Here is a 20,701-nt window from a genome sequence, read left to right as displayed (position 1 = left end):
TCCCGCCCTCGAGCCAAGCGCTCGCCTTGCGTCACGACAGCTACGGCCGTTCGCCTGCCGTCGCCGGCACAACGGCGACGACCCGCTGCTCGGCACACCACCCGACCCGGCGGCACGACTACCGGCGCGCGGCCTGGACGCCGTGCATTTCCCCGGCTCCTCGACCTCTATTGGCAGAGCCTTCACCGGCCGGCGTGTCAGTCGCCTGGGGATTTGGTCAGGCGGGCGGCGCGGGATTCGAGGTAGCGCTGTTCGGGGCGGCTCAGGGTGTGCTTGGCTGCCAGCTGGTACTGCTCGCGCGCGGCCTCCGGGTCGCCCGCCATCTCCAGCAGGTGGGCGCGCACCGCGGCCACCCGGTGGTGGCCGGCCAAGGCGGGCTGCGCCTCGGCCAGGCAGGCCAGCGCCGTTTTCGGGCCGTCGACCATTGCTATCGCGACGATGCGGTTCAGGGTGACCATCGGGCTGGGGGCGAGCGCGTCGAGCAGCGCGTACAGCTCTTTTATCTGCGGCCAGTCGGTGAGTTCGGGCCGCGGTGCCTCGGCGTGGATTGCCGCGATTGCGGCCTGCAGCTGGAACGGGCCGATGCGGGTGCTCGTCAGCGACCCCGTGATGATCTCGACGCCCTCGGCTATGGCCGCTTTGTCCCACCGCGACCGGTCCTGTTCGGCCAGCGGGACCAGGCCGCCGTCCGGCCGGGTGCGGGCCGGGCGCCGGGCGTCGGTGAGCAGCATCAGGGCCAGCAGGCCGGCCGTTTCGCCGTCGGCGGGGCGGGCCGCGTGCAGCTGGCGGGTCAGGCGGATCGCCTCGCGGGTCAGTTCGACGCGGTGCAGGCGGCTGCCGGAGCTGGCCGTGTGGCCCTCGTTGAAGATCAAATACAACACTTGACGTACGCCGGTGAGCCGCGCACCCAGCTCATCGGGGCCCGGCAGGGCGAAGCGGGCGCCGCTGGACCGTATCCGTTGCTTGGCCCGGCTGATCCGCTGGCCGATCGCCGGCTCCGGCACCAGCAGGGCCCGTGCGATCTCGGCCGTGGTCAGGCCGCCGACGGCGCGCAACGTGAGGGCCACCTGCGACACCGGGCTGAGCGCCGGATGACAGCACAGCACGAGCAGGGTCAGTTCGTCGTCACCGCGTACGTCGGGAACCGGATCCGCCGGCCGGAGCTCCCGTTTCCGCCGGGCCGCATCGCTGCGAAGCAGCTCGATGCGGCGTCTCGAAGCCACCGTGATCAGCCAGCTCCGCGGGTTGTCGGGGACGCCGTCGACCGGCCACTGCTGGGCAGCGGCGAACAGCGCCTCCTGAACCGCGTCCTCGCAGGCGTCGAAGTCGCCGTAGCGGCGGGTCACGGCCGCAAGGACCTGCGGCGCGACGGTCCGCAGCAGGTCCTCCAGCCCGGTCAGAACTCCCATCCGCTCATATCGAGGACCGGTCGCACCTCCACCTCGGTGTTCGCGGCGTCGGGGACCTTGGCCGCCCACGCGATCGCCTCGTCGACGGTCGGGCAGTCGACCAGGTAGAAGCCGGCCAGATGTTCCTTGACCTCGGCGTACGGCCCGTCGGAGGCGATCGTCTCGCCGTCGCGCACCGACACCCACTTGGCCAGCGACGGGTCGGCCAGCCCTTCCGAGGCGACCAGCACGCCGGCCTCCTCCATCTCGGTGTTCAGCTTCAGGTGATCGCGGCCGAAGTCCATCCGCTGCTGCTCGGTCATGCGCTCCCACACCTCGAGGGAACGCGGGTTCGACTGGATGAGGATCAGGTATTTCATGGTTTCCGCTCCTTCGCTCACTGAGCATGTCGAAACGGCGGCCGCGACTTCGACGTCTCGGCTGAAGTTTCTTACCGAGGGAGTCACCGTGGAAGAGATCCGCGAGATCATCGAGGCCCGCTACGACCGGCTGGCGGCCGGCGACGTGCCGGGCATGCTGGCGTTCTACGCGCCGAAGGTCGTCCAGTTCAACCTGGCGCCGCCGCTCGGGGGCTGGACGGACGGCCACGACCCGGCGCCGCTCGCCGGCTGGCTGGCGACTTTTGCGGCGCCGCCGAGGCGGACGGTCACCCAGCTGGAGATCACCGCGTCGGGGGACGCGGCGTTCGCGACCAGCCTCGACAGCATGACGGCGATCCCGAAGGGCAGCGATTCACCGTTCACCATGTGGCACCGGATGACGCTGGGTCTGAGCCGGGACGACGGCCGCTGGCTGATCGTCCACGAGCATGCCTCGGTCCCGTTTTACATGGACGGGTCGTTCCGGGCCGCGGTCGACCTGAAACCCTGACTTTGCTAGATCATCGGGCGCCAGCGGTTGCGGGGGTCGTCGACGCTCGGGCCGCAGCGCAGAACCTGGCCGCGGCGGGTGATGCCGACGGCGCCGCGGGGGGAGCAGAACTGGCCCACCCGTACGTTCTGCTGGATCATGCCCGACGTGGCCGACGTCGACGGCCTGGGTTTTTTCGTGGTCGGCCGGGCCGTGGTCGGCTTCGGCCGGTGGGTCGTCGGGTGTGTCGTCGGTTTTTTGCTGGTCGGCGACGGGCTCGGCGTCGGTGACGGCGACGGCGACGTGGGGGGCGGCTGCGGCGCCTCCGACGACGGGATGACCAGCGTCGGCGAGCCGGTCTTGGGGTCGTCGCCGCCGAAGAGCGACCTGGTCAGCGCGGCCCCGCCGCAGCAGAGCACCAGCAGCCCGACCACCGGCAAAAGCAGCACGACGAGGCGCCGGCGGCCGCCGGCGGGCGAGGCCGGCAGCTCGGTGGTCGGCTGCAGCCACGGCATCGGCTCCGACTCGGCCGGTTCGGCAGGCTCGGGCGTGGTCACCGGTACACCATGCGACAGATGGGCATCGGCGTCGAGAGCTGTCCGGGGCCAATCTTCCGGTGATCAAGGCGGGGACGCTACCTTTCGGCGATGCGAGTGGGCGCGTACGTCGACGGTTTCAACCTCTATTACGGCGGCCGCGGACTGTGCGGGCGGGGCACCTCCGGGTGGCGCCGGCTGGACATCCGGGCGTTGCTCGCCGAGCGGTGACTGCTTGACCCGGCATTACACACCCGGTTCCCCTCGTGGGGCCGGGTTTCTTATTGAGCTGCCACCCGAAGCCCGATCTTGGCGGTTCCGGTCTTCCGGGTCGCCTGGATCGTCCAGCATCCGCCGATGGGGAAGGTCCAGCCGGTGCCCCACTCGTCGCCCGGCCGGTGATAGCTGCTTCCCCCGTGCGGCTCGGGCCCCCACGCCGGGCGCAACGTCTTGCCGCCCGGCCCGGTCGCCGTCATCGACAAATCGCCTTCGCCGGTCATCCGCCAGACCACTTTGATCTGCTGACCGGCCGTGGCCTGCCCGCTGAAGAACAGCCCGAACAGTGTCACGCCCCGGCCGACACCCTGCATCTCGGGCATGTCGCTGTTGTGCGACGGGATGCGGGCGGCGGCCGGGCAATTGGCGGAGGCGGGTGGCGTCGGGTCGCCCATCTGCGGCGCCGGGGACGACGATTCGGTGGGTTGCGGGGGTGTGGGCGTCGGTGACGAACAGCCCGCGACCAGGAGAACAAGGCCCAGCGCTAGCGTGACGCGACGCACCATGGCCACACCGTAGAACGAAACTCAACCGGCGTCGATCCACCTTGCCAGTCGATCTCGAACGACCCGGCCGGTCGGGTTGTCGTCGTCGAGGGCGACCACCGTGAACGCGTGCGGCATCTCGTCGTAGATGTCCACCTGGGTCTTCACGCCGGCTGCCGTTGCCGCCTCGGCGAAACGCAGGGTGTCGTCTAGCAGCGCCTCGGCCCCGCCGGCCATCATCAACAGTCGGGGCAAAGTGGACAGATCACCGGCGATCGGTGACTGCGGCGCCTGATCGGCGGGCGCGCCGGCCAGGTATTGCCCGATCAAGAACGCGAGCATCTCGCGGTTGACCCCGGCGTCGGTCGGCGCGTTGCCGTCGATCGACGGGCCGGCCAGGCTGAGGTCGGTCACCGCGGAGGCGGTGACCACGCCGGCCGGCATCTCGGCCGGGGTCAGCTCGAGCATCGCCGAGAGGGTCAGCGCGCTGCCGGACGACTCACAGTAGAAGACCACCCGGTCGGCCGGGATGTGGGCGAGCAGCTCCCGATAGGTCGCGAGCACGGCGTCGAGCGGCGCCGGGAACGGCTCGGCCGGGGCCAGTGGGTAGTGCACGACCAGGACCGGGCGGTGGGTGTCGCGGGAAAGAAGGTCGGCCCACCGGTTCATCAAGGGTGGGTTGCGGTGGCTGAAGCCGCCTCCGTGCACATAGACCACGACGCCGTTGGCCAGGTCGGCGTCGCCCGAAGCCACCCAGTGCTCGCCGACCGGCAGCACCGGCTCGGTCGAGGCGTCGGCGGGAAGCGTGAAGTCGCGCCCGTTCAGGCTGGTGAGGGCGGCGAAGACCGTGGCCCGATCGTCGGGGCCGGCGGGGATGCGGGTGACGTCCATGCCCGGGTTTTAGCGGGTCCGTCCGGGCCGGGCAACCGAAATACAGCCTTGATGCCGGCCTCGACGTCGATCACAGTGTGATCCAGGTCGATGGGAGGAGCAGCAGTGCTGACATTCACCAACACCGCCGAGCAGGCGGCCTGGACACTCGCCGAGGCGCTGAGCGAGAAGGGCTTCACGTGCATGAAACAGGCGGAGGAGGCGGCCGAGGCGTTCCGCTCGGGCAAGATGGCGATGCGCCGCCAGTTCAAGGACCGCGGGCTCTCCGACGTGGACGCCGACATCCGCTGGTCGGGCATGACGCGGGCGAAGAAGTCGCTGGCCGACAACGGGTGGTACATGTCGCAGGCAGCGATGTACAACCAGGCCGCCGCCGCGCAATACGCGAAGGCGAACTATCTCAAGAACCGCTGACCGAGCGTCCGCCCAGGTCGGCGACCTGCCCGGCGCGATAGCCGTGCACGCGGCCGCCGCCGCTGAGGCGGCGTGGCCCGAGACGGCCGAGTTTGGGGTAGACCTCGTCGCGCCGCCGCTCGACCATTTCGGTGCGGTCGACCAGCACCAGGTCGGAGCCGGGCACCGCGGCCGACGCCGACCGCTCGGCCTCCCACAGGCGGATCTGGATCGCCTCGGTGAAGCCGGCCAGCCACGACCGGCGGAACGCGGCCGGGTGCTCGCCCCACGGGACGTCGCGCGCGGCCAGGCCGTGTGCCGCCTGCACGAGCAGCGAGGTGAAGAGCAGTTCGACCCGCTCCAGGTCGGCCGCGTGCCCGAAGAGATGGCTCCGGGCCAGGCCCGGACGCGCGAGGTGGACGACACGACAGCGAAGTGGGGCGGCGACCGCCGCGAGCAACACGGCCTTGTCCCGGGCGTACGGCGGGACGACGGTCACCATCCGGTCGCCGATCGGGTCGACCGACGGGTCGACGACGGCGAGCAGTGCCTGGTCGACGCCGTACTTCGCGATCAGCTCGGTGGCCTTGGCGGTGAACGCCTCCGCCTCGGACTGCGTGCAGGCCGGATCTTCGGCCATCGCGAGCAGCTTGCGGACGCGCTCGAGGGTCGAGTCGCCGTCGGGTGAGGTCATGCAGCCCGGTGCCGCAGCGTCGCGACCGTGGAACCGGCCAGCGCGAGCAGGCAGTCGGGAAGCTGGCCGTCGGCCGCCGCCGCGGCGAAGAGTGCCTCACCGGTCGAGACGTCGCCGTTGACATAGGCGCTGACGAACCGGGCCACCCAGCGCTTGTCGTATCGTGCGTCGTCGATGCCCGGGAAGTCGAGGGTCCAGGCCCCGCCGGACGGGATGCGGCCGACCATCGTCGCGGCCAGGCACCAGGCCACGTCGTAGGCACCCACGACGCCGTTGCGGTCGACCACCGCGTCGAAGGTGTCGATCACAGCGTCGCTGTCGTCGGTGAGCGCACTCTGCAGGACGAGCGCCGCGTCGTCGAAAGCGTGCTGGGGAACCTCCGTCACGTGTGAAAAGGTACGTGGATCGGTCAAGGTTCGCCCGTCGGCACGGCAACCGATGCCGGAATTCACGCTCCGCGCAGCAGACAGGTGATGCGCGCGGTGCAGACGCGCTCACCCAGTTCGTCGGTGATGACCACCTCGTAGGTCGCCATCGTGCGTCCGCGGTGAACGGGGGTGGCCACGCCCGTGACCAGGCCCGATCGGGCGCTCTTGTGGTGCGTGGCATTGATGTCGACGCCGACGCCGAACGGCCGGTCGACGGTCTGGCCGTGCATGACCGCGCCGGCCGAGCCCAGCGTCTCGGCGAGCACGCACGAGGCGCCGCCGTGCAACAGCCCGAACGGCTGCGTATTTCCCTCGACCGGCATCGTGCCGACCACCCGCTCGGGTGAGGCTTCGAGGATCTGGATCCCCATCCGGGCACCGAGTTCGCCCATGGCGCCGACGGGCTCACCCATCGCGCCGGTGGGGAGATCGGTGACGTCGTCGGCTGCCGTATCCATGACGGCAAAGATTACCGGCGGGGAAAGGTCGCGAGGTTGTGACTTCGGCCCTACTGTGGGCCCCGACTCCGGTACCCAAGGAAAAGGACCCCTCATGACCGAGCCGCAGGAGACCGTCGAGACCCGTGGTGACGACCGCGTCGAACTGATGACCAGCGACGCCAACGGCGACGGCAAGCCGGACGTCTGGGTGGTCGACACCGATGGCGACGGCAAGCCCGACCTCTACCAGTTCGACACCGACGGCGACGGCAAGGTCGACGTCACCATGGTCGACCTCGACCAGGACGGCAACCCCGACACCGTGGTCGACGGCGACGGCGGCACCCCGCCGACGGCCTGAGTCCTAGCCTCCGCCCAGGGCGGAGAGCGCGACGAAGAGCACCGCGATCGCCACCACGGTGGTGATCGCGGTGGACGCGGTGTGCTGCCACGACCGCGGGCCGGTCACCGCCTCCGGATGCCCCAGGCCGACCAGCACCGCGCGCTCCCGGCGGATGTCGGCGCACGGATGGTCGGTCGAGACCGACTCCCGGCTCAACTCGACGGCCAGGTGCGCCTGGGCACGCTGCAGACGGCGTACGGCATCCTGAGCCGGACGCCCGGCCCGCGCCCTCGCATGTCGTCGGGCGGCCGCCCGGCGGGCGCCCGATCCGAGCACCGCGAGTTCGTCGTCGGTGATCAGGTCGGCGTCGCCGAGCGCGGCCAGCCGTCCGACGTAGTAATCGGCCTCCTTGTCGTGCACCCGGCGCACGATCAGCAGCACCAGTACCAGCGGCGGCAGGCCCTTGAGCAGCAGCACCGCGAGCAGGCCGAGGAGCCCGTTGCCGAGCCCGTCGCTGAAGATCGGCGAGTTCCAGAGCACGTGCGAGGCCCAGGCCCCGAACACCGCCAGCAGGGCGACACCGATCCGATGAGCGCGGCTGCGGTCGCGATGCACGACGAGATAGCCGAGGCCGGCGCCGCCGAGCGCGCCGAAGAGGGTGTGGCTCCAGATCCCGGAGAGGAAGCCGCGCACCAGGAACGTCGCCACCACCGGCTGGACCCGGTCGCCCTGCCCGGCCAGCGAGACCGCGGCGAGCGAGAAGACGACGTCCTCGACGATCTGGAATCCGAGGCCGACCATCGCGCCGTAGACGATGCCGTCCAGCACGCTGTTGATCTGGGCTCGCGCGATCAGCACGATCGCCACCACCCCGAGCGTCTTCGCGATCTCCTCGACCGTCGGCCCGGTCAGTGCGGCACCCCAGTCCGCCGCGAGATGTGGCGAGCCGAGCTTGGCGACCAGGTCTTCCAGCGCGGAACTGCCCGGGATGGAGACCGCGGTGGCGACCAGGCCGCCCCACGCGAACGCCAGCACCAGCAGCGCGGTCGGCTCCCGCTCGAGGAAGTCCAGTTCGGTGACGAAAAACCAGAAGGGCACGGCGAGAAGGGCGAAGAGAGCGACCGATGTCGCGGTGGCGAGCGGGTACGCCGTGAAAAAGCGGCCCGCGATCTGTGACATACGCAGGGTCCCGGCCGCAAGGATGCCCAGCACGATCCAGAAGGCGGGCACCCGCATCAGCGTGGCCGCCTCGGCACTGTCGCGGGCCGGCCGGACGACCTCGGCCGTCACGGTGAGTCCCCGTCGCGCCGCAGCGTCCTGGCGCTGTTCTCGATCAGCGGCAGGCTGCGGCCCAGGTCGAGGTCGGCGCCGCTGATCGTGATCTCGATGGTCAGGCGGTCGGTGACGTAGACCGCGTACCGGCCGCCCCGGCCCGGGGCCGTGTAGCTGCCCTGCACCCCGGCGAGGCCGTCGGCCGTGGTGACCCCCAACTGGGCGCCGGTCACCTGATAACCCGGCGTGCCGGTGATCCGTTTTCGGAGCCGCTCGGCGGCCGTCGTCAGGTCACCTTCGAACGGCCGGACGTCGATCTCGTACTGCACCGGGCCGAGCCGGAACAGTGCCTTGCCCTCCTGCGTGCCCGGCCGGGTGCCGGTCAGGTCGACGGTCGAACCGGCGGGCGGGACCACGGTCACGCCGGCGCCGATCGGATAGGGCTGGTCGGACGGCACCGGGCGTTGGGAGGGCAGCGAGCGGTCGAGTGCCGGCAGGCCGAACGCCAGTCCGGCGAGCGTGACGACAACACCCAGCGCACCGAGGAGATTCGTCAGCTGACGCCGGGTAATCCTCGCCATGTCCCCACGCTAGTGGCGGGAAGGCCGGGATGCGCCGAAGGCCCACTTTGGAGAGTGGATCAACCAGGGAGATTACGGATTTGTGCGTTTTAGCGAGAGGTAACCGGGCGGCACCGTCGAGGTCAACCACACACCGTTGTCGCTGAGGTGGAAGACGTGACCCGCGGTGACCATGGCGGCCGTGTCGATCTCGAAAACCGCCACGTCGGACGAGCGGCGGCGCCCGACCGCCAGCGCGGTCGGCAGGTCCTTGGACAGGTGCACGTGATGGCGGCTGCGCGGGCGCAGCCCGTCCCGCCGGATCGACTCGGCGTTTGCCGCCGGGGTGCCGTGGTAGAGGATCGCCGGCGGATCGGCCGGCGGCAGGTCGAGGTCGATGGCGACCCGCCGGGAATGGCCCTGGCTGGCCCGGATCCAGTCGGTGCCGTCGTCGCGGCGGGCCACGGCGAAGCGGGACTTGTCGTTGTTCTCGACGATCGCGTCGAGCTGGGCCCGGGTCAGGCCGAGCGCGGCCAGCAGGTCAGCGACCGGCACCCAGCCGTTCGCGTCGAGGGTCAGGCCGGCCGATTCGGGGCGGTGCCGCAGCACCATCGAGATGCGGCGGCTGGTCTTTGTTTGTTCACGGGACAAAGCGTTCATGTCAGTTCCAGAAGAGCTACGAAGTAGGGGAAGTCCGTGTCGTCGACCTCCTTGAGGCGCCACCGGGAATCGGTGACCAGCGACTCGAGCTCGTCGATCGAGCAATTGAGGTAGTCGAACCAGTCGGTGGCGAGCAGGCGGTAACGCAGCCGGAGGCGTAACTGGCCGGCCAGGCGGCCGCGCTCCCGATTGCGCTGGTGGTAGGAGACGTGGACCGGGTCCTTGGTGTTGTAAGGATCGGTGCTCTGGGCGATGATCCGGGCGCCCGGGTTGGCGAGCCGGGCCAGCGCGTCGAGGAAGATCGGCGCACGCTCACGGCTCTCGATCAGCCCGAGGTTGTTGCCGAGCAACAGGAACGTGTCATAGCGGGTCTCGGCCCGGGCTGCGAACGCGTCGACCGTGGCGACCACGGTGTCCCGCAGGCCACGCCGGCGGGCGATCTCGATCGCGCCGGCCGAGGTGTCGAGCCCGGTGACCGCCTGCCCGCGGCGCTGGACCTCGAGCGCGGTGCGCCCCGCGCCGACGCCGATATCGAGTACCTGCCCGCGGCACAGCCGGAGGGCCCGGTGGTCGTGGGCCGGCCACTCGTCGGGCTCGCCCAGGTAGTGATCGGCCGGCGCGCCGTTGATCAGGCCGTCGTCGCGTTCGATGATCTCGATGACCGGACGCGGAAGGCGGCCTCCGGCCAGGGGACGTGGGCCGACGCCGGTGCGCACCGCATAGGCGTCACGGACCATCTCGCCGAAGACGTCGCCGATGGGTGGCTCTTCCATGGCTACTACCCTCGGCTCATGTCCTCGCTGGAGCAACTGAGTTCCGAGAAGTACGTCCTGCTGACGACGTTCCGCAAGGACGGCCGGGCGGTGCCGACGCCGATCTGGGCGGTGCCCGACCCGGATGGACCGGCGGTCTGGACGCCGCGCGACAGCGGGAAAGTCAAGCGCATCCGCAACAGCGGACGGGTCACGGTCGCGCCGTGCGACGTGCGGGGCAACCCGAGCGGCGAGGCGGTCGAGGGCCGGGCACGGATCGGCGATGAGGCCGACCGTCTGCGCATCGGCAAGGCGCTGACCCGCAAGTACGGCCTGACGGGCTGGGCGGTGCTGCTGGGCAGCCGTCTACGCCGGGGTGTGCACGGCACGGTGGCCGTGCTGATCGAAGCGGTCTAGAAAACAACATCGAAGCGGTCTGGAAAACAACAAGGGGCGATCGCCTTCCCCGGCGCTCGCCCCTTGCCACGATCGTTTCGAGTCGACCGCGGTCCGTTTTCAGTCGCCCTGACGCTGCGTGGGAATCTGTCCCTGCAGCAGGGCACGAACCTCCGACTCCCGGTAACGACGGTGGCCACCCAGCGTGCGAATTGCGCTGAGCTTGCCGGCCTTCGCCCACCGGGTGACGGTTTTCGGGTCGACGCGGAACATCGACGCCACCTCGGCCGGCGTTAGTAGCGGCTCAGGATCGTGCGTACGCGATGCCATCGGTCACTCCTCCACAGGTACCTAAAGACATCGGCCGGGGTCCCGCCGGCCGGTGCGTCTCTCATGGTCCGGCTAGTCCCCGATGTCCGACATGGGCCGAACGGACGAACGTCCCCAGATAGACGGATGAAGCATGCCCGATTTTTGCGTGTTTTCTACGCCAGATAGTGTCTCGTTTAGGCCGATTATCACGCTTCGGCGATCACTGATCACGAAGAGTGTTCACCTAGAAAGCGCTCTCAGGGCCGGGAATCCTGCCCGTCTGTCCGCATTTCCGCAGCTCAGTTGCACCGCTCCAGAAGCTGGACGGAACGCCAGCGCGCCACCAGCTTCTCGTACGCCTCGGAGGCGGCATCGGCGTCGCCGCGCGACAAAGCGGACAGCCCAGCTGCCACCAAACCGGGTGAATCGTCCTCCTCGAGGACGTCATCCGGGAGAAGGTTGACGAGGCCGCCGTAATCAAGTTCGACGATGGATCGGGGGTGGAACTCCTCGAGCCAGCGAGTGCCCTCCTCGACCGCCTCGGTGATCGGGGCGTCACCCAGCGACTTGCGCAGCACCGAGACGCCGCGGTGCGCCCGGCGCCGGGCCTTCGAGATCTCCGTGCGGTAGCGCAGCGTGCGCTTGCCGTCGGCCAGGTCGATCTCGCGCTCCTCCAGGTCGACGAAGACGAACCAGCGCAGCGGAACACCCCAGGTGGCGATCTGCTCGTGCACCCGCGGTACGCCGTGCTCGAGCACCTTGGCCCCGGAGCGCCAGTCCTCCACGATGGCCTTCGCCTGGCCCGCCAGCACCGGCGGCACGAACGCGTCGGCCAGCACCGCGGGCACGCCGTCGCGCGCGTTGAGCGCCGCCTCGGCCACCCGCAGACGCAGGTTCCACGGGCAGACCAGCAGCGTCTCGGCCCACTGCAGCACGTACGCCTCGTCGGGCAGGTCGGGCAGCCGCGTCCAGCCGGCCCCGAGCGCCTCGAGCACGGCGGTGCGCTGCTTGACCGGGCCGTCGATCGGGCCCAGGGCACGACCCTCGCGAGCGTACTTACGCCAGAAGACCTGGCGGTCACGGTCGAAGGCGGTCAGCGGCTCGTAAACCCGTAGGTACGACGCGAACAGTGACGGCACGGCGCGATCCTTTCACGAAATCCGCGGTTCGGAACTTCCCGCGCGGACGTAATCGCGTCACCCTCCGCGCGACTAGGGTGACAAATGTCCGGCCGACCCCGCCGGACGCAGCGGCCCCACGAAGGCCTCAACAACTTCAGAGGAGCACTGAGATGGGCGTGTTCGATTCCGACGGCACCGACGCCAGCGGTCACGAACAGGTCGTCTTCTGCCAGGACCGGCTCACCGGCCTGAAGGCGATCATCGGCATCTACTCGACGGCACTCGGGCCGGCACTCGGCGGCACCCGCTTCTATCCGTACGAGAGCGAGGAGGCGGCCCTCGCCGACGTTCTCAAGCTCTCCCGCGGCATGGCCTACAAGAACGCGCTGGCCGGCCTCGATCTCGGCGGCGGCAAGGCGGTGATCTGGGGCGACCCGCAGCGGGTGAAGTCCGAGGCCCTCCTGAGAGCGTACGGACGGTTCGTCGAGTCGCTGCACGGTCGCTACTACACCGCCTGTGACGTCGGCACGTACGTGCCCGACATGGACGTGGTGGCCCGCGAGACCCGCTACGTGACCGGCCGCAGCGTCGAGCACGGCGGAGCCGGCGACTCGTCGATCCTGACCGCCTGGGGCGTCTTCCAGGGCATGCGGGCCGCAGCCGAGCACACCTGGGGCAGCCCGACCCTGCGCGGCCGCACGGTCGGCGTCGCCGGGCTCGGCAAGGTCGGCAAATACCTGGCCGGCCATCTGCTCGAGGACGGCGCCACCGTGGTAGCGACCGACGTCAACCCGGCCGCCCGCGAGTGGGCCCGCACGACGCATCCACAGATCACGCTGGTCGATGACACGCAGACGCTGATCAGTTCCGACATCGACGTGTACGCGCCGTGCGCGCTGGGCGGCGCCCTGGACGACGACACGGTGCAGGTCCTGCGGGCCAAGGTCGTGGCCGGTGGCGCCAACAACCAGCTGGCCCACCCCGGCATCGAAAAGACGCTCGAGGAGCGGGGCATCCTCTACACGCCCGACTACCTGGTCAACGCCGGCGGCGTGATCCAGGTCGCCGACGAGATCGAGGGCTTCAACTTCGAGCGGGCCAAGCTGCGGGCCACCGGCATCTTCGACACCACCCGGCGCATTCTGCGTATGGCGGCGGAGGAGGGTGTCTCGCCGGCCGTCGCGGCCGACCGGCTCGCCGAGCGCCGGATGGCCGAGGTCGGCCGGCTGCGGGCGATCTACCTCGGCTGAGACCGTTTGGTGACCTGCTGCGCGGCGCCGGACGTCAGCGATCCGAGAAAACCGCGACGCGCGGCAGTGTCACACGCAACCCGAGGTGCCGAAGGCGGCATCGTCCATGTACCGTAAGACCCACGAGAGATGCCTGACGTCATCGGGGCCCGCCTTCGGGCTGCCCCGAATTCTGTGCGAGGGGGTCGAGCCATGGGGCGCGGCCGTGCTAAGGCCAAGCAGACAAAGGTGGCCCGGGAGTTGAAATACCACTCCCCTAACACCGACCTCACCGCCTTGCAGCGCGAGCTGGCGGGTGCTAGCCCGCCCGACCGTCACTTCGACGACGATAACGAAGAGTTCGTCGACGATGACGAGGACGACGCTGCGGACGACCAGGATTCCTGGTCGCCTACAAGGCGTTGACCCGCATTGCACAGAGCACGCGGCAGTGCCGCGTGCTCGCGTGTGCCGGTAGTCACCATTTCCACGGTTGAATGGAAGCCCACGCGGGCACTGCCTCGCGTGGGCTTCAACCGGGCGATCGGCCCGTCGAGTCTTTAACGCGGCCGGTTGTTCCAGTTGTAGAACGTGGGAATGTTCTCGAAGTGGTTCCAGGCGCACACTGCCGAGCCGTCTTCCGTCGTACCCTCGGTCGCCTCGCGCTCACGACGAGCCGCCTCGGCTTCCTCGAGGAGCGTGGCCAGCCCGGCCCGGGTCTCGCGCACCCGTGCCGTCACCGGATCGTTCCCCAGGTCATCGGATCGCTGCGGGTTCATGATCTCGGGCATGGTCCAGCACTCCTTCCAATAGGCGAATCTTGCTGTTGCGGCAGTGGTCGGTTTCGGTCACGTCGAACCGTCCGTGCTCGAAGTACCGGTTGGCCGCGTGGGCACCACCGCAGAAGCCGAAGTAGGCGCAGGACGAGCGACAGGCTTCCACCCCACGCAGGAACTCGGCGATCCACGGCGTCCCGGCCGCACCCGCCAGGATCTCACCCAGCCGGGTGTTCAGGACGTTTCCACTGGTGAAGTCTCCGTACCGCGGATCTTTGAAGCCGGCCAGCTCGGGCGAGAGCAGCACCACCGAGCCGTCCTGGGCAATCGTCGGAATCGGGTCGAGGTGACGCGGCAGCACCTCGTCGGCGGTGCCGTCAAGCACGGCCGCGGCGAAGCGGAGTGTCCACTCGACCTCCCGGAGGTGGATCCGCGGGTCGTGGCGCCAGGCCGACACCAGCTCGGCCCAGAACGCGGTCACGTCGGCCGCCTCGTGCCGGTTGGTACGCCGGTTGACGCCCTCCAACTCCTCGACGTTGATGCCGAGCACCTCGCAGCCCAGGTCGAGGAAGTAGGAGTAGAGCTCGGTCGCGAGCCCCGGACGCGGGTCGCCGACCACGCAGAGCGCCGAGAACGGGATCTCGTGCCGGTGGAGCGCTTCGATGCCGCGCCGGATGCGGTCGTACGCCGGTTTGCCGCCCCGCGTGACCCGGTCACCGTTGCGCTCGCGCGGCCCGTCCACGCTCACGCTGACCCGCACCCGGTGTTCGGTGAAGAACTCGCACCAGGCGTCGTCGATCAGCGTGGCATTGGTCTGCACGTGGTGCTCGATGCCGGCGCCGAACGGCTCGATGAGGGCAGCCAGGTGATCACGGCCGGCCGCAAGCGGTTCGCCGCCGTGCCAGACGACCGAGAACCGACCGTCGCGGGCCCACGGCTCGACCGCCTCGGCAACGGCCCGGGCCACCTCGACCGGCATCCGCCGATCATCGCCCCGGAACGGGAGATAACAGTAGGCACAGTCGAGGTTGCAGAGGGTGGTCGGCTGCATCACGACGTATGTCGGGGTCGCCGACATGCCCCGCATCCCGCTCCACCGGTCGGCCATCCTTCGCACCCCCGTCCGGCGTCCCTGTCCGACGCCTGGGGTCAGGCTAGGCCCGACGATCCACCCGTAGACGAAAGATCCGCATGTGCCGGACATCGACACACGCGGATCATTTCACGTTTGCCCGACGGACAGCCAGCGGTCAGCCCCGGGTGTACTGCCCCATCATCTGCACTTCACCCGTGCCGTCGATGATCTCGCCGACCTGCCACGCCTCGACGCCCCGCCCGGTCAGGTAGGCCATCGCGCGGTCGGCGTCGTCGGACGAGACGATCGCGAACATGCCCACGCCCATGTTGAACGTGGCCTCCATCTCCGAATCCTCGATCCGGCCCTTGGCCTGGATCAGGTCGAAGATCGGCTGCGGCCGCCAGGTCGCCCGGTCGACCACCGCGTCGACGTGCTCGGGCAGGACCCGGACCAGGTTGCCGGGGATGCCGCCGCCGGTGACGTGCGAGAACACTCGTACATCGGTCTCCTCGATCAGGCCCAGGCAGTCCTTGGCGTAGATCTTGGTGGGGGTCAGCAGCTCCTCGCCCAGGGTGCGCTGCGAGCCGAAGTCGTCGACGACCGAGTCGAGGCGCATCCGGCCGGCACCGAGCAGCACGTGCCGCACCAGCGAGTAGCCGTTCGAGTGGAGACCGGACGACCGCATGGCGATCACCGCGTCGCCCACCTCGACCCGTTCGCGGCCCAGGATCTCGCTCTCCTCGACCACACCGACACCGGTCGCGGAAACGTCGTACTCGTCGGGGCGCAACACCCCCGGGTGCTCGGCGGTCTCGCCGCCGAGCAGGGCGCAGCCGGCGTAGCGGCAGCCGTCGGCGATGCCGGCGCCGATCTCGGCGACCTTGTCCGGCACGACCTCGCCGCAGGCGATGTAGTCGAGCAGGAACAGCGGCTCGGCACCGCAGGCGACCAGGTCGTCGACGACCATGGCGACCAGGTCGATGCCGATCGTGTCGTGGATGTCGAGCTGCTGGGCGATCACCAGCTTGGTGCCGACACCGTCGGTCGACGAGGCCAGGACCGGGCTCTTGTACTTCGCGGTGTTGAGCCGGAAGAGACCGGAGAAGCCGCCCAGATCGCCGATGACCTCGGGACGGGTGGTCTTCTTCACTTTGGACTTGAGGAGCTCGACCGCCCGGTCGCCGGCCTCGATCGAGACGCCGGCGTCCGCGTACGTCGCCGTGCGCTTGCGGCCCCCGCGGCCCGAACCGGCCGTCCAGGGCAGCCGGTCTCCTTCCGCGCCGTTGGATCCGGCATTGCGCTCGGACACGTGCGTCACGGTTCTCCCCTTAGCGGTGTATTACTGGCAGAAGTCACGGGTGGTGCAGGGCGTTCGCGCCGCCCGGGCTGGCGACCAGCGACTCGTCGTCGTATTCCCGCGCGTCGTAGTCGGTCTCGAGCTCCGCGACCGCGGCCTCGGTGGCCGACGCCGCACGCTTGCCGACACCCTCCAGCAGGTGCTTGCCGATCAGGTTGCCGGCCGGCAGCTCGATCGGATAGTTGCCGTCGAAGCACGCCATGCAGAGACGCGACTTCGGCTGCTCCGTCGCCTGGATCAGGCTGTCCATGGAAACATAGCCCAGAGTGTCGGCCCCGATCGAGCGGCGGATGCCGTCTATTTCCAGGCCGTTCGCGATCAGCTCGGCCCGGGTCGCGAAGTCGATGCCGTAAAAACACGGCCACTGCACCGGCGGCGCCGAGATGCGCACGTGCACCTCGAGGGCGCCCGCCTCGCGCAGCATGCGCACCAGGGCGCGCTGGGTGTTGCCACGGACGATGGTGTCGTCGACGACCACCAGGCGCTTGCCGCGCACCACCTCGCGCAGCGGGTTGAGCTTGAGCCGGATGCCCAGCTGGCGAATCGTCTGCGACGGCTGGATGAAGGTGCGGCCGACGTACGCGTTCTTGGTCAGGCCGGCGCTGTAGGGGATGCCCGACGCCTCGGCGTAACCGATCGCGGCCGGTGTGCCCGACTCGGGAACCGGGATCACCAGGTCGGCCTCGATCGGGTGCTCCTTGGCCAGCCGCCGGCCGATCTCGACGCGGGCCGAGTAGACGTTGCGGCCGGCGATCGTGGTGTCGGGGCGCGCGAGATAGACGTACTCGAAGAGACAGCCCTTGGGTTCGGGCGCGGCGAACCGGGTCGAACGCAGGCCGTGCTCGTCGACCGCCAGCATCTCGCCGGGCTCGACCTCGCGTACGAAGCTGGCCCCGACGATGTCGAGGGCGGCCGTCTCGCTGGCGATCACCCAGCCTCGGTCCATGCGGCCGAGCACCAGCGGGCGTACGCCCTGGGCGTCGCGTGCCGCGTAGAGCGTGCTCTCGTCCATGAAGACGAAGCTGAACGCGCCGCGCAGCCGCGGGAGCACCTCGAGTGCCGCGGCCTCGACCGAGAGGTCGGGGCGGCCGGCCAGGAGAGTCGTGACGAGAGCGGTGTCGGAGGTGGCGCCCATTTCCGAGGATCCGGTGGCGTCCAGTCCGCGCTCGGCGACCTCGCGGGCCAACTCGGCGGTGTTGACGAGGTTGCCGTTGTGGGCGAGCGCGATAGTCGTGCCGGCCGTGGTGGCGCGGATGGTCGGCTGGGCATTTTCCCAGTTCGACCCGCCGGTGGTCGAGTAACGCGTGTGGCCGATTGCCAGGTGGCCGCGCAGGCTGGCCAGCGTCGGCTCGTCGAAGACCTGGGAAACCAGACCGAGATCCTTGTAGACCACCACGCCCGAGCCGTCACTGACGGCGATGCCGGCGGCCTCCTGGCCGCGGTGCTGCAGTGCGAAAAGGCCGAAGTAAGTGAGTTTGGCGACCTCTTCTTCGGGGGCCCAGACGCCGAAGACGCCGCAGGCATCCTGGGGGCCGCGCTCCTGGGGGTCGAGATCGTCGGTCAACCGGCCGTCGCCTCGGGGCACCTGTTGCTCCCTCATGCTGATCTGCTCGAACTTGCTGGTCCGCTCCGAGCGCCCAGTGTACGCGAGGAGACCGGGGGCGGCTCAGTGCTCGGTTGCGGCCTGCCCGCGTCCGGGATCGCGATCCAGCGGCAAGAACTCGGTGAGATCGGTGCGGATGCCGCTCGCCCGGAGACGTCCGTCACTCAGCGCATCTGCCCAGGTCACACGCTCCGTGGCGACGAGCAGCCAGGTGACCGGGTCCGTTTCGACCACATTGGGCGGTGTGCCACGGGTGTGCCGGGGACCCGGTACACACTGAATCGCACCGAAAGGCGGAATTCGCACCTCCACCGATCGGCCAGGTGCACGGCGGGACAACTCGGCCAGCAACGCTCGCACAGCGTCACGCAGGTCCGTACGCTCTGGTTCCGCACCGCGATCCAGCGCGTTCAACGCTCGGGTGACCGACTCGGATTTAATGTGCGCAGGGGACACGTCGGGACGATACGACCCGCACTGCCGAGATTGGTACGCGCCCCTGGGTCGCGCGATGGACGTGTGACAAGGCATAGTGGCCGACGGTGTTTTAGTCGCGGGATCTTTCCGGCACCTAACGAGACGGCCGGAACCGTGCGACCGGAAGGCGGTGTACGTGACGACGCACCTGAGAGCCCGGGCGGCACAAGCCGTAGGGTTCCTGGCCCTGGTGGTCGGCGGTATCGCCGTCGCGCCCGCGATCGCGCTGGCGGCAACGCCGCCGACCGTGGTTGTCACTGGAGAGCAACCCAACAACGTTCTGTCCGGTGGCACGGTGGCGATCAGCTACCGCGTGACCAACAACAACCCGGCCGGCGGCATCGGCGGAGGGAACGACAAGGACAGCACTGTCCAGATCGATTTCTCGGGCGCCCAGTGCGCCGCCAACGACTGCGGCCAAAACCTCCAGATCCAGCCCGGCGCCACCCAGAACTTCACTTCGCACGTCAAGATGCCGCAGGTGGGAGCCGGCCAGACCCAGCAGGTCACCGTCTCCATCACCGCGACGAGCAACGGCGCGAAGAGTTCACCGGGCCAGGCGACGATCACAGTCACCGGGCCGGACAAGCCGCAGAGCGTCCGGGCGATCACCGGCAAGGTGACCGACACCGGCGGCAAGGGCATCTCCGGTGCCCGGATCGGCGCACAGGACAGCAGCGGCAAGACGTTCCAGGCCGTCAGCAACGGCTCCGGCTCGTTCTCGATCCTGTCGAGCGACTCCAACCCGATCGCACCCGGCAACATCACCGTCGGGGCGGGCAAGGACGGTTTCGGCGACAACAGCGTCGTCAACGTGACCGGTGAAGCCGGCAAGACGGTAAAGGTCACGCTGGTCCTCAAGGCGACTACGGCCTCGGCCTCGAGCAGCCCGTCGGCATCGCCGTCGGTCTCGGCCGGTTCCAGCCTCGACCCGGGCTCCGTCCTCGACACCGGCGCGCCCGCCGGTCCGCAGGTCAACCTGCCGAGCAGCGACACCAAGAACGCGAGCCAGGACAGCGGCTCCGGCTCCATGCTGTTCGTGGTCCTGGGCGCTCTGCTCGTGGCGGCCGGCATCGGCGCGATCGTGCTGGTGCTGATGCGACGCAGGAACGCGGGCAAGGCCGCCGACGGCGGCCCCGACGGTGGCGACCCGACCGCGATGGGCGGCGGGCCCGGCGTGGTGCCGCCCAGCCAGGGCCGGTTCAACGACGCCACCCGCGTCGGCGGTGCTCCGATCGGCGGCATGGGCAACCCCGCAGCGGCGACCATGGTCGCGCCACGCTCGGGTGCGCCCTCGATGGCCGACGCGCCGACCATGCTGCACCGACCGGTGCCGCCGGTTGCGCCCGAGGACGAGTTCCCCGACCCCTACGGGGTCCCGCTGCCCCCGCAGGGCAGCTACGCCGGTGCGGCCCCGGGCGGCTGGGACGACCAGGGCGCCAACCAGTACGGCGCGCCGAACCAGTACGGGCCGGACGGCGACGACTACGCCGGCACCGGTCAGTACGGCGCGGGCAACGCTCAGTACGGCGGCGGCCAGTACGGCGCCGGCAACGCCGGTGCGGGCCAGGAGCGCTTCGACGAGCACACCGGCCTCTACCAGCCCGAGCCCGAGCCGGACGGTTACGGCCAGCCGGGCTACGGCGGCAACGCCGGTGGCGGGCAGTACGGTGCCGGCGCGTACGGCGGGGGCGCTTACGGCGGCGGACGCCAGGACGACGACTACGGTGCGGCCGGCGGCTACCAGAGCGGTGGCGGCTACGTGCCGGAGCAGCCTGATCAGGGCGGCTACGGCACGTGGGGTGCGCCGGCCGGTGGCGTCGACAGCGGCACCGGTTACGCCCCGCAGGGCGGTCCGGCCGCCCAGCCGGGTGGTGGCGGCCAGTACGGCGGCACCTATGGCGGCGCGGCCAACGGCGCGGCCGGCGGCGGCGGCGGCGGCGGCGGACAATACGGCGGCGGCCAGTACGGGGGCGGTGCCGGTGGTGGCTACGACGAGCGTGGCGGCTACGACCAGGCCTATGACCAGCCGCAGGCTCCGCCACCAGGCGGCCAGTACGGCGGCGGCCAGCCTGGTGGCACCGGGCGGCCCCCGCAGCAGCAGGGCGGCGGCTACGGCTATGACCAGCAGCAGTACGACGAGGACAACGGCGGCTACGCCGGTCGGCGCGGCTACGAGGACGACCCGGACCAGCCCAGCCGTCGTGGCGGTCGGCGCCCGGGCAGCTACTGAGCCGGCGGCCACTGAACCGGCCAGCGTGACTGAACCGGCCAGCTACTGAACCGGCGGACTGAACGAGAGCGGCCCCGCGCGATTGCTCGCGCGGGGCCGCTTCGTTTTCCACCCGGAACAGAGAAGCCCGG

Annotated in this window: 26 protein-coding genes; 7 read left to right on the top strand and 19 right to left on the bottom strand. The window is 70.0% G+C overall.

Annotation, left to right across the window (positions count from 1 at the left end; translation table 11 throughout):
* Positions 1–197 precede the first annotated feature (197 nt).
* Both ACIA5C_RS35375 and ACIA5C_RS35370 read right to left on the bottom strand, forming a co-directional pair.
* Positions 198–1,409 (bottom strand): RNA polymerase sigma factor, encoded by a 1,212-nt coding sequence (locus tag ACIA5C_RS35375; protein WP_396062864.1) that lies wholly within the window; start codon positions 1,407–1,409, stop codon positions 198–200.
* On the bottom strand, positions 1,397–1,768 hold the full coding sequence (locus tag ACIA5C_RS35370) for a YciI family protein (protein WP_396062862.1): 372 nt from the start codon (positions 1,766–1,768) through the stop codon (positions 1,397–1,399). The genes ACIA5C_RS35375 and ACIA5C_RS35370 overlap by 13 nt, the downstream gene beginning before the upstream one ends.
* 88 nt (positions 1,769–1,856) lie before the next feature.
* Here ACIA5C_RS35370 and ACIA5C_RS35365 point away from each other — a divergent pair, with 88 nt between their 5' ends.
* The gene (locus ACIA5C_RS35365; RefSeq protein WP_396062860.1) at positions 1,857–2,279 is read left to right on the top strand and encodes a YybH family protein; all 423 of its coding nucleotides are present in this window, start codon (positions 1,857–1,859) and stop codon (positions 2,277–2,279) included.
* 5 nt (positions 2,280–2,284) lie between these two features.
* Here ACIA5C_RS35365 and ACIA5C_RS35360 read toward each other — a convergent pair whose 3' ends face one another.
* The 3 genes from ACIA5C_RS35360 to ACIA5C_RS35350 all read right to left on the bottom strand — a co-directional run bounded on the left by ACIA5C_RS35360 (position 2,285) and on the right by ACIA5C_RS35350 (position 4,446).
* On the bottom strand, positions 2,285–2,815 hold the full coding sequence (locus ACIA5C_RS35360; RefSeq protein WP_396062858.1) for a hypothetical protein: 531 nt from the start codon (positions 2,813–2,815) through the stop codon (positions 2,285–2,287).
* Between the two features lie 260 nt (positions 2,816–3,075).
* Positions 3,076–3,576: a hypothetical protein gene (locus tag ACIA5C_RS35355; protein WP_396062856.1), complete on the bottom strand. Its 501-nt coding sequence runs from the start codon at positions 3,574–3,576 to the stop codon at positions 3,076–3,078.
* A gap of 21 nt (positions 3,577–3,597) precedes the next feature.
* Positions 3,598–4,446 (bottom strand): alpha/beta hydrolase fold domain-containing protein, encoded by an 849-nt coding sequence (locus ACIA5C_RS35350; protein WP_396062854.1) that lies wholly within the window; start codon positions 4,444–4,446, stop codon positions 3,598–3,600.
* A gap of 105 nt (positions 4,447–4,551) precedes the next feature.
* On the opposite strand from ACIA5C_RS35350, the gene ACIA5C_RS35345 reads away from it, so the two are divergent.
* Positions 4,552–4,860, top strand: coding sequence for a hypothetical protein (locus tag ACIA5C_RS35345; RefSeq protein ID WP_396062852.1), 309 nt, complete (start codon positions 4,552–4,554; stop codon positions 4,858–4,860).
* Here ACIA5C_RS35345 and ACIA5C_RS35340 read toward each other — a convergent pair.
* From ACIA5C_RS35340 to ACIA5C_RS35330, 3 genes are all read right to left on the bottom strand, one after another.
* Positions 4,847–5,533, bottom strand: coding sequence for a DUF2786 domain-containing protein (locus ACIA5C_RS35340; protein ID WP_396062850.1), 687 nt, complete (start codon positions 5,531–5,533; stop codon positions 4,847–4,849). The genes ACIA5C_RS35345 and ACIA5C_RS35340 overlap by 14 nt on opposite strands.
* Positions 5,530–5,919, bottom strand: coding sequence for a hypothetical protein (locus ACIA5C_RS35335; protein WP_396062848.1), 390 nt, complete (start codon positions 5,917–5,919; stop codon positions 5,530–5,532). Before ACIA5C_RS35335 ends, ACIA5C_RS35340 begins: the two co-directional genes overlap by 4 nt.
* Before the next feature lie 62 nt (positions 5,920–5,981).
* Positions 5,982–6,374 carry a PaaI family thioesterase gene (locus tag ACIA5C_RS35330; RefSeq protein ID WP_396062926.1) on the bottom strand — a complete coding sequence of 131 codons (393 nt, stop codon included), beginning with the start codon at positions 6,372–6,374 and terminating at the stop codon, positions 5,982–5,984.
* 139 nt (positions 6,375–6,513) lie between these two features.
* Between ACIA5C_RS35330 and ACIA5C_RS35325 the strand changes: the two genes are divergently transcribed.
* Entirely contained in the window at positions 6,514–6,762 is a 249-nt protein-coding gene (locus tag ACIA5C_RS35325) for a hypothetical protein (protein WP_396062846.1), read from the top strand.
* A 3-nt stretch (positions 6,763–6,765) separates the two neighbouring features.
* Here ACIA5C_RS35325 and ACIA5C_RS35320 read toward each other — a convergent pair whose 3' ends face one another.
* From ACIA5C_RS35320 to ACIA5C_RS35305, 4 genes are all read right to left on the bottom strand, one after another.
* Positions 6,766–8,034 (bottom strand): PrsW family intramembrane metalloprotease, encoded by a 1,269-nt coding sequence (locus ACIA5C_RS35320; RefSeq protein WP_396062844.1) that lies wholly within the window; start codon positions 8,032–8,034, stop codon positions 6,766–6,768.
* Entirely contained in the window at positions 8,031–8,597 is a 567-nt protein-coding gene (locus tag ACIA5C_RS35315) for a hypothetical protein (protein WP_396062842.1), read from the bottom strand. Before ACIA5C_RS35315 ends, ACIA5C_RS35320 begins: the two co-directional genes overlap by 4 nt.
* A 72-nt stretch (positions 8,598–8,669) precedes the next feature.
* Entirely contained in the window at positions 8,670–9,236 is a 567-nt protein-coding gene (locus ACIA5C_RS35310) for an RNA 2'-phosphotransferase (protein WP_396062840.1), read from the bottom strand.
* Positions 9,233–10,009 (bottom strand): class I SAM-dependent methyltransferase, encoded by a 777-nt coding sequence (locus ACIA5C_RS35305; protein WP_396062838.1) that lies wholly within the window; start codon positions 10,007–10,009, stop codon positions 9,233–9,235. The genes ACIA5C_RS35310 and ACIA5C_RS35305 overlap by 4 nt, the downstream gene beginning before the upstream one ends.
* An 18-nt stretch (positions 10,010–10,027) precedes the next feature.
* On the opposite strand from ACIA5C_RS35305, the gene ACIA5C_RS35300 reads away from it, so the two are divergent.
* A complete protein-coding gene (locus ACIA5C_RS35300; protein ID WP_396062836.1) occupies positions 10,028–10,405 on the top strand; it encodes a PPOX class F420-dependent oxidoreductase in 378 nt (125 codons plus the stop codon).
* A gap of 99 nt (positions 10,406–10,504) precedes the next feature.
* Here ACIA5C_RS35300 and ACIA5C_RS35295 read toward each other — a convergent pair whose 3' ends face one another.
* Positions 10,505–10,714, bottom strand: coding sequence for a BldC family transcriptional regulator (locus ACIA5C_RS35295; protein WP_014687221.1), 210 nt, complete (start codon positions 10,712–10,714; stop codon positions 10,505–10,507).
* Positions 10,715–10,995: 281 nt separating this feature from the next.
* Entirely contained in the window at positions 10,996–11,835 is an 840-nt protein-coding gene (locus ACIA5C_RS35290) for a hypothetical protein (RefSeq protein WP_396062834.1), read from the bottom strand.
* A 152-nt stretch (positions 11,836–11,987) separates the two neighbouring features.
* On the opposite strand from ACIA5C_RS35290, the gene ACIA5C_RS35285 reads away from it, so the two are divergent.
* Both ACIA5C_RS35285 and ACIA5C_RS35280 read left to right on the top strand, forming a co-directional pair.
* Positions 11,988–13,067 (top strand): Glu/Leu/Phe/Val dehydrogenase, encoded by a 1,080-nt coding sequence (locus ACIA5C_RS35285; protein WP_396062832.1) that lies wholly within the window; start codon positions 11,988–11,990, stop codon positions 13,065–13,067.
* Positions 13,068–13,259: 192 nt separating this feature from the next.
* Positions 13,260–13,472: a DUF3073 domain-containing protein gene (locus tag ACIA5C_RS35280; RefSeq protein WP_396062830.1), complete on the top strand. Its 213-nt coding sequence runs from the start codon at positions 13,260–13,262 to the stop codon at positions 13,470–13,472.
* A 134-nt stretch (positions 13,473–13,606) separates the two neighbouring features.
* Here the strand turns inward: ACIA5C_RS35280 and amcA are convergent, their stop codons facing one another.
* The 5 genes from amcA to ACIA5C_RS35255 all read right to left on the bottom strand — a co-directional run bounded on the left by amcA (position 13,607) and on the right by ACIA5C_RS35255 (position 18,316).
* Positions 13,607–13,837, bottom strand: a complete 231-nt coding sequence (gene amcA, locus ACIA5C_RS35275; RefSeq protein WP_396062828.1) for a multiple cyclophane-containing RiPP AmcA — start codon at positions 13,835–13,837, stop codon at positions 13,607–13,609.
* Positions 13,803–14,909 carry a cyclophane-forming radical SAM peptide maturase AmcB gene (amcB, locus tag ACIA5C_RS35270; RefSeq protein WP_396062924.1) on the bottom strand — a complete coding sequence of 369 codons (1,107 nt, stop codon included), beginning with the start codon at positions 14,907–14,909 and terminating at the stop codon, positions 13,803–13,805. The genes amcA and amcB overlap by 35 nt, the downstream gene beginning before the upstream one ends.
* 163 nt (positions 14,910–15,072) lie before the next feature.
* Positions 15,073–16,218, bottom strand: a complete 1,146-nt coding sequence (gene purM / locus ACIA5C_RS35265; protein WP_396062826.1) for a phosphoribosylformylglycinamidine cyclo-ligase — start codon at positions 16,216–16,218, stop codon at positions 15,073–15,075.
* A 34-nt stretch (positions 16,219–16,252) separates the two neighbouring features.
* Positions 16,253–17,842, bottom strand: a complete 1,590-nt coding sequence (purF, locus tag ACIA5C_RS35260; protein ID WP_396062922.1) for an amidophosphoribosyltransferase — start codon at positions 17,840–17,842, stop codon at positions 16,253–16,255.
* Positions 17,843–17,923: 81 nt separating this feature from the next.
* Positions 17,924–18,316, bottom strand: a complete 393-nt coding sequence (locus tag ACIA5C_RS35255) for a sterol carrier family protein (RefSeq protein ID WP_396062824.1) — start codon at positions 18,314–18,316, stop codon at positions 17,924–17,926.
* A gap of 157 nt (positions 18,317–18,473) precedes the next feature.
* On the opposite strand from ACIA5C_RS35255, the gene ACIA5C_RS35250 reads away from it, so the two are divergent.
* Positions 18,474–20,570, top strand: a complete 2,097-nt coding sequence (locus ACIA5C_RS35250) for a carboxypeptidase regulatory-like domain-containing protein (RefSeq protein WP_396062822.1) — start codon at positions 18,474–18,476, stop codon at positions 20,568–20,570.
* Positions 20,571–20,701 lie beyond the last annotated feature (131 nt).

Origin of the sequence: Actinoplanes sp. NPDC051343, assembly GCF_044455125.1 — a bacterium.
Taxonomy (GTDB): Bacteria; Actinomycetota; Actinomycetes; order Mycobacteriales; family Micromonosporaceae; genus Actinoplanes.
The sequence above is the reverse complement of the archived record's forward strand: the minus strand, read 5'-3'. Positions and strand labels throughout refer to the sequence as shown.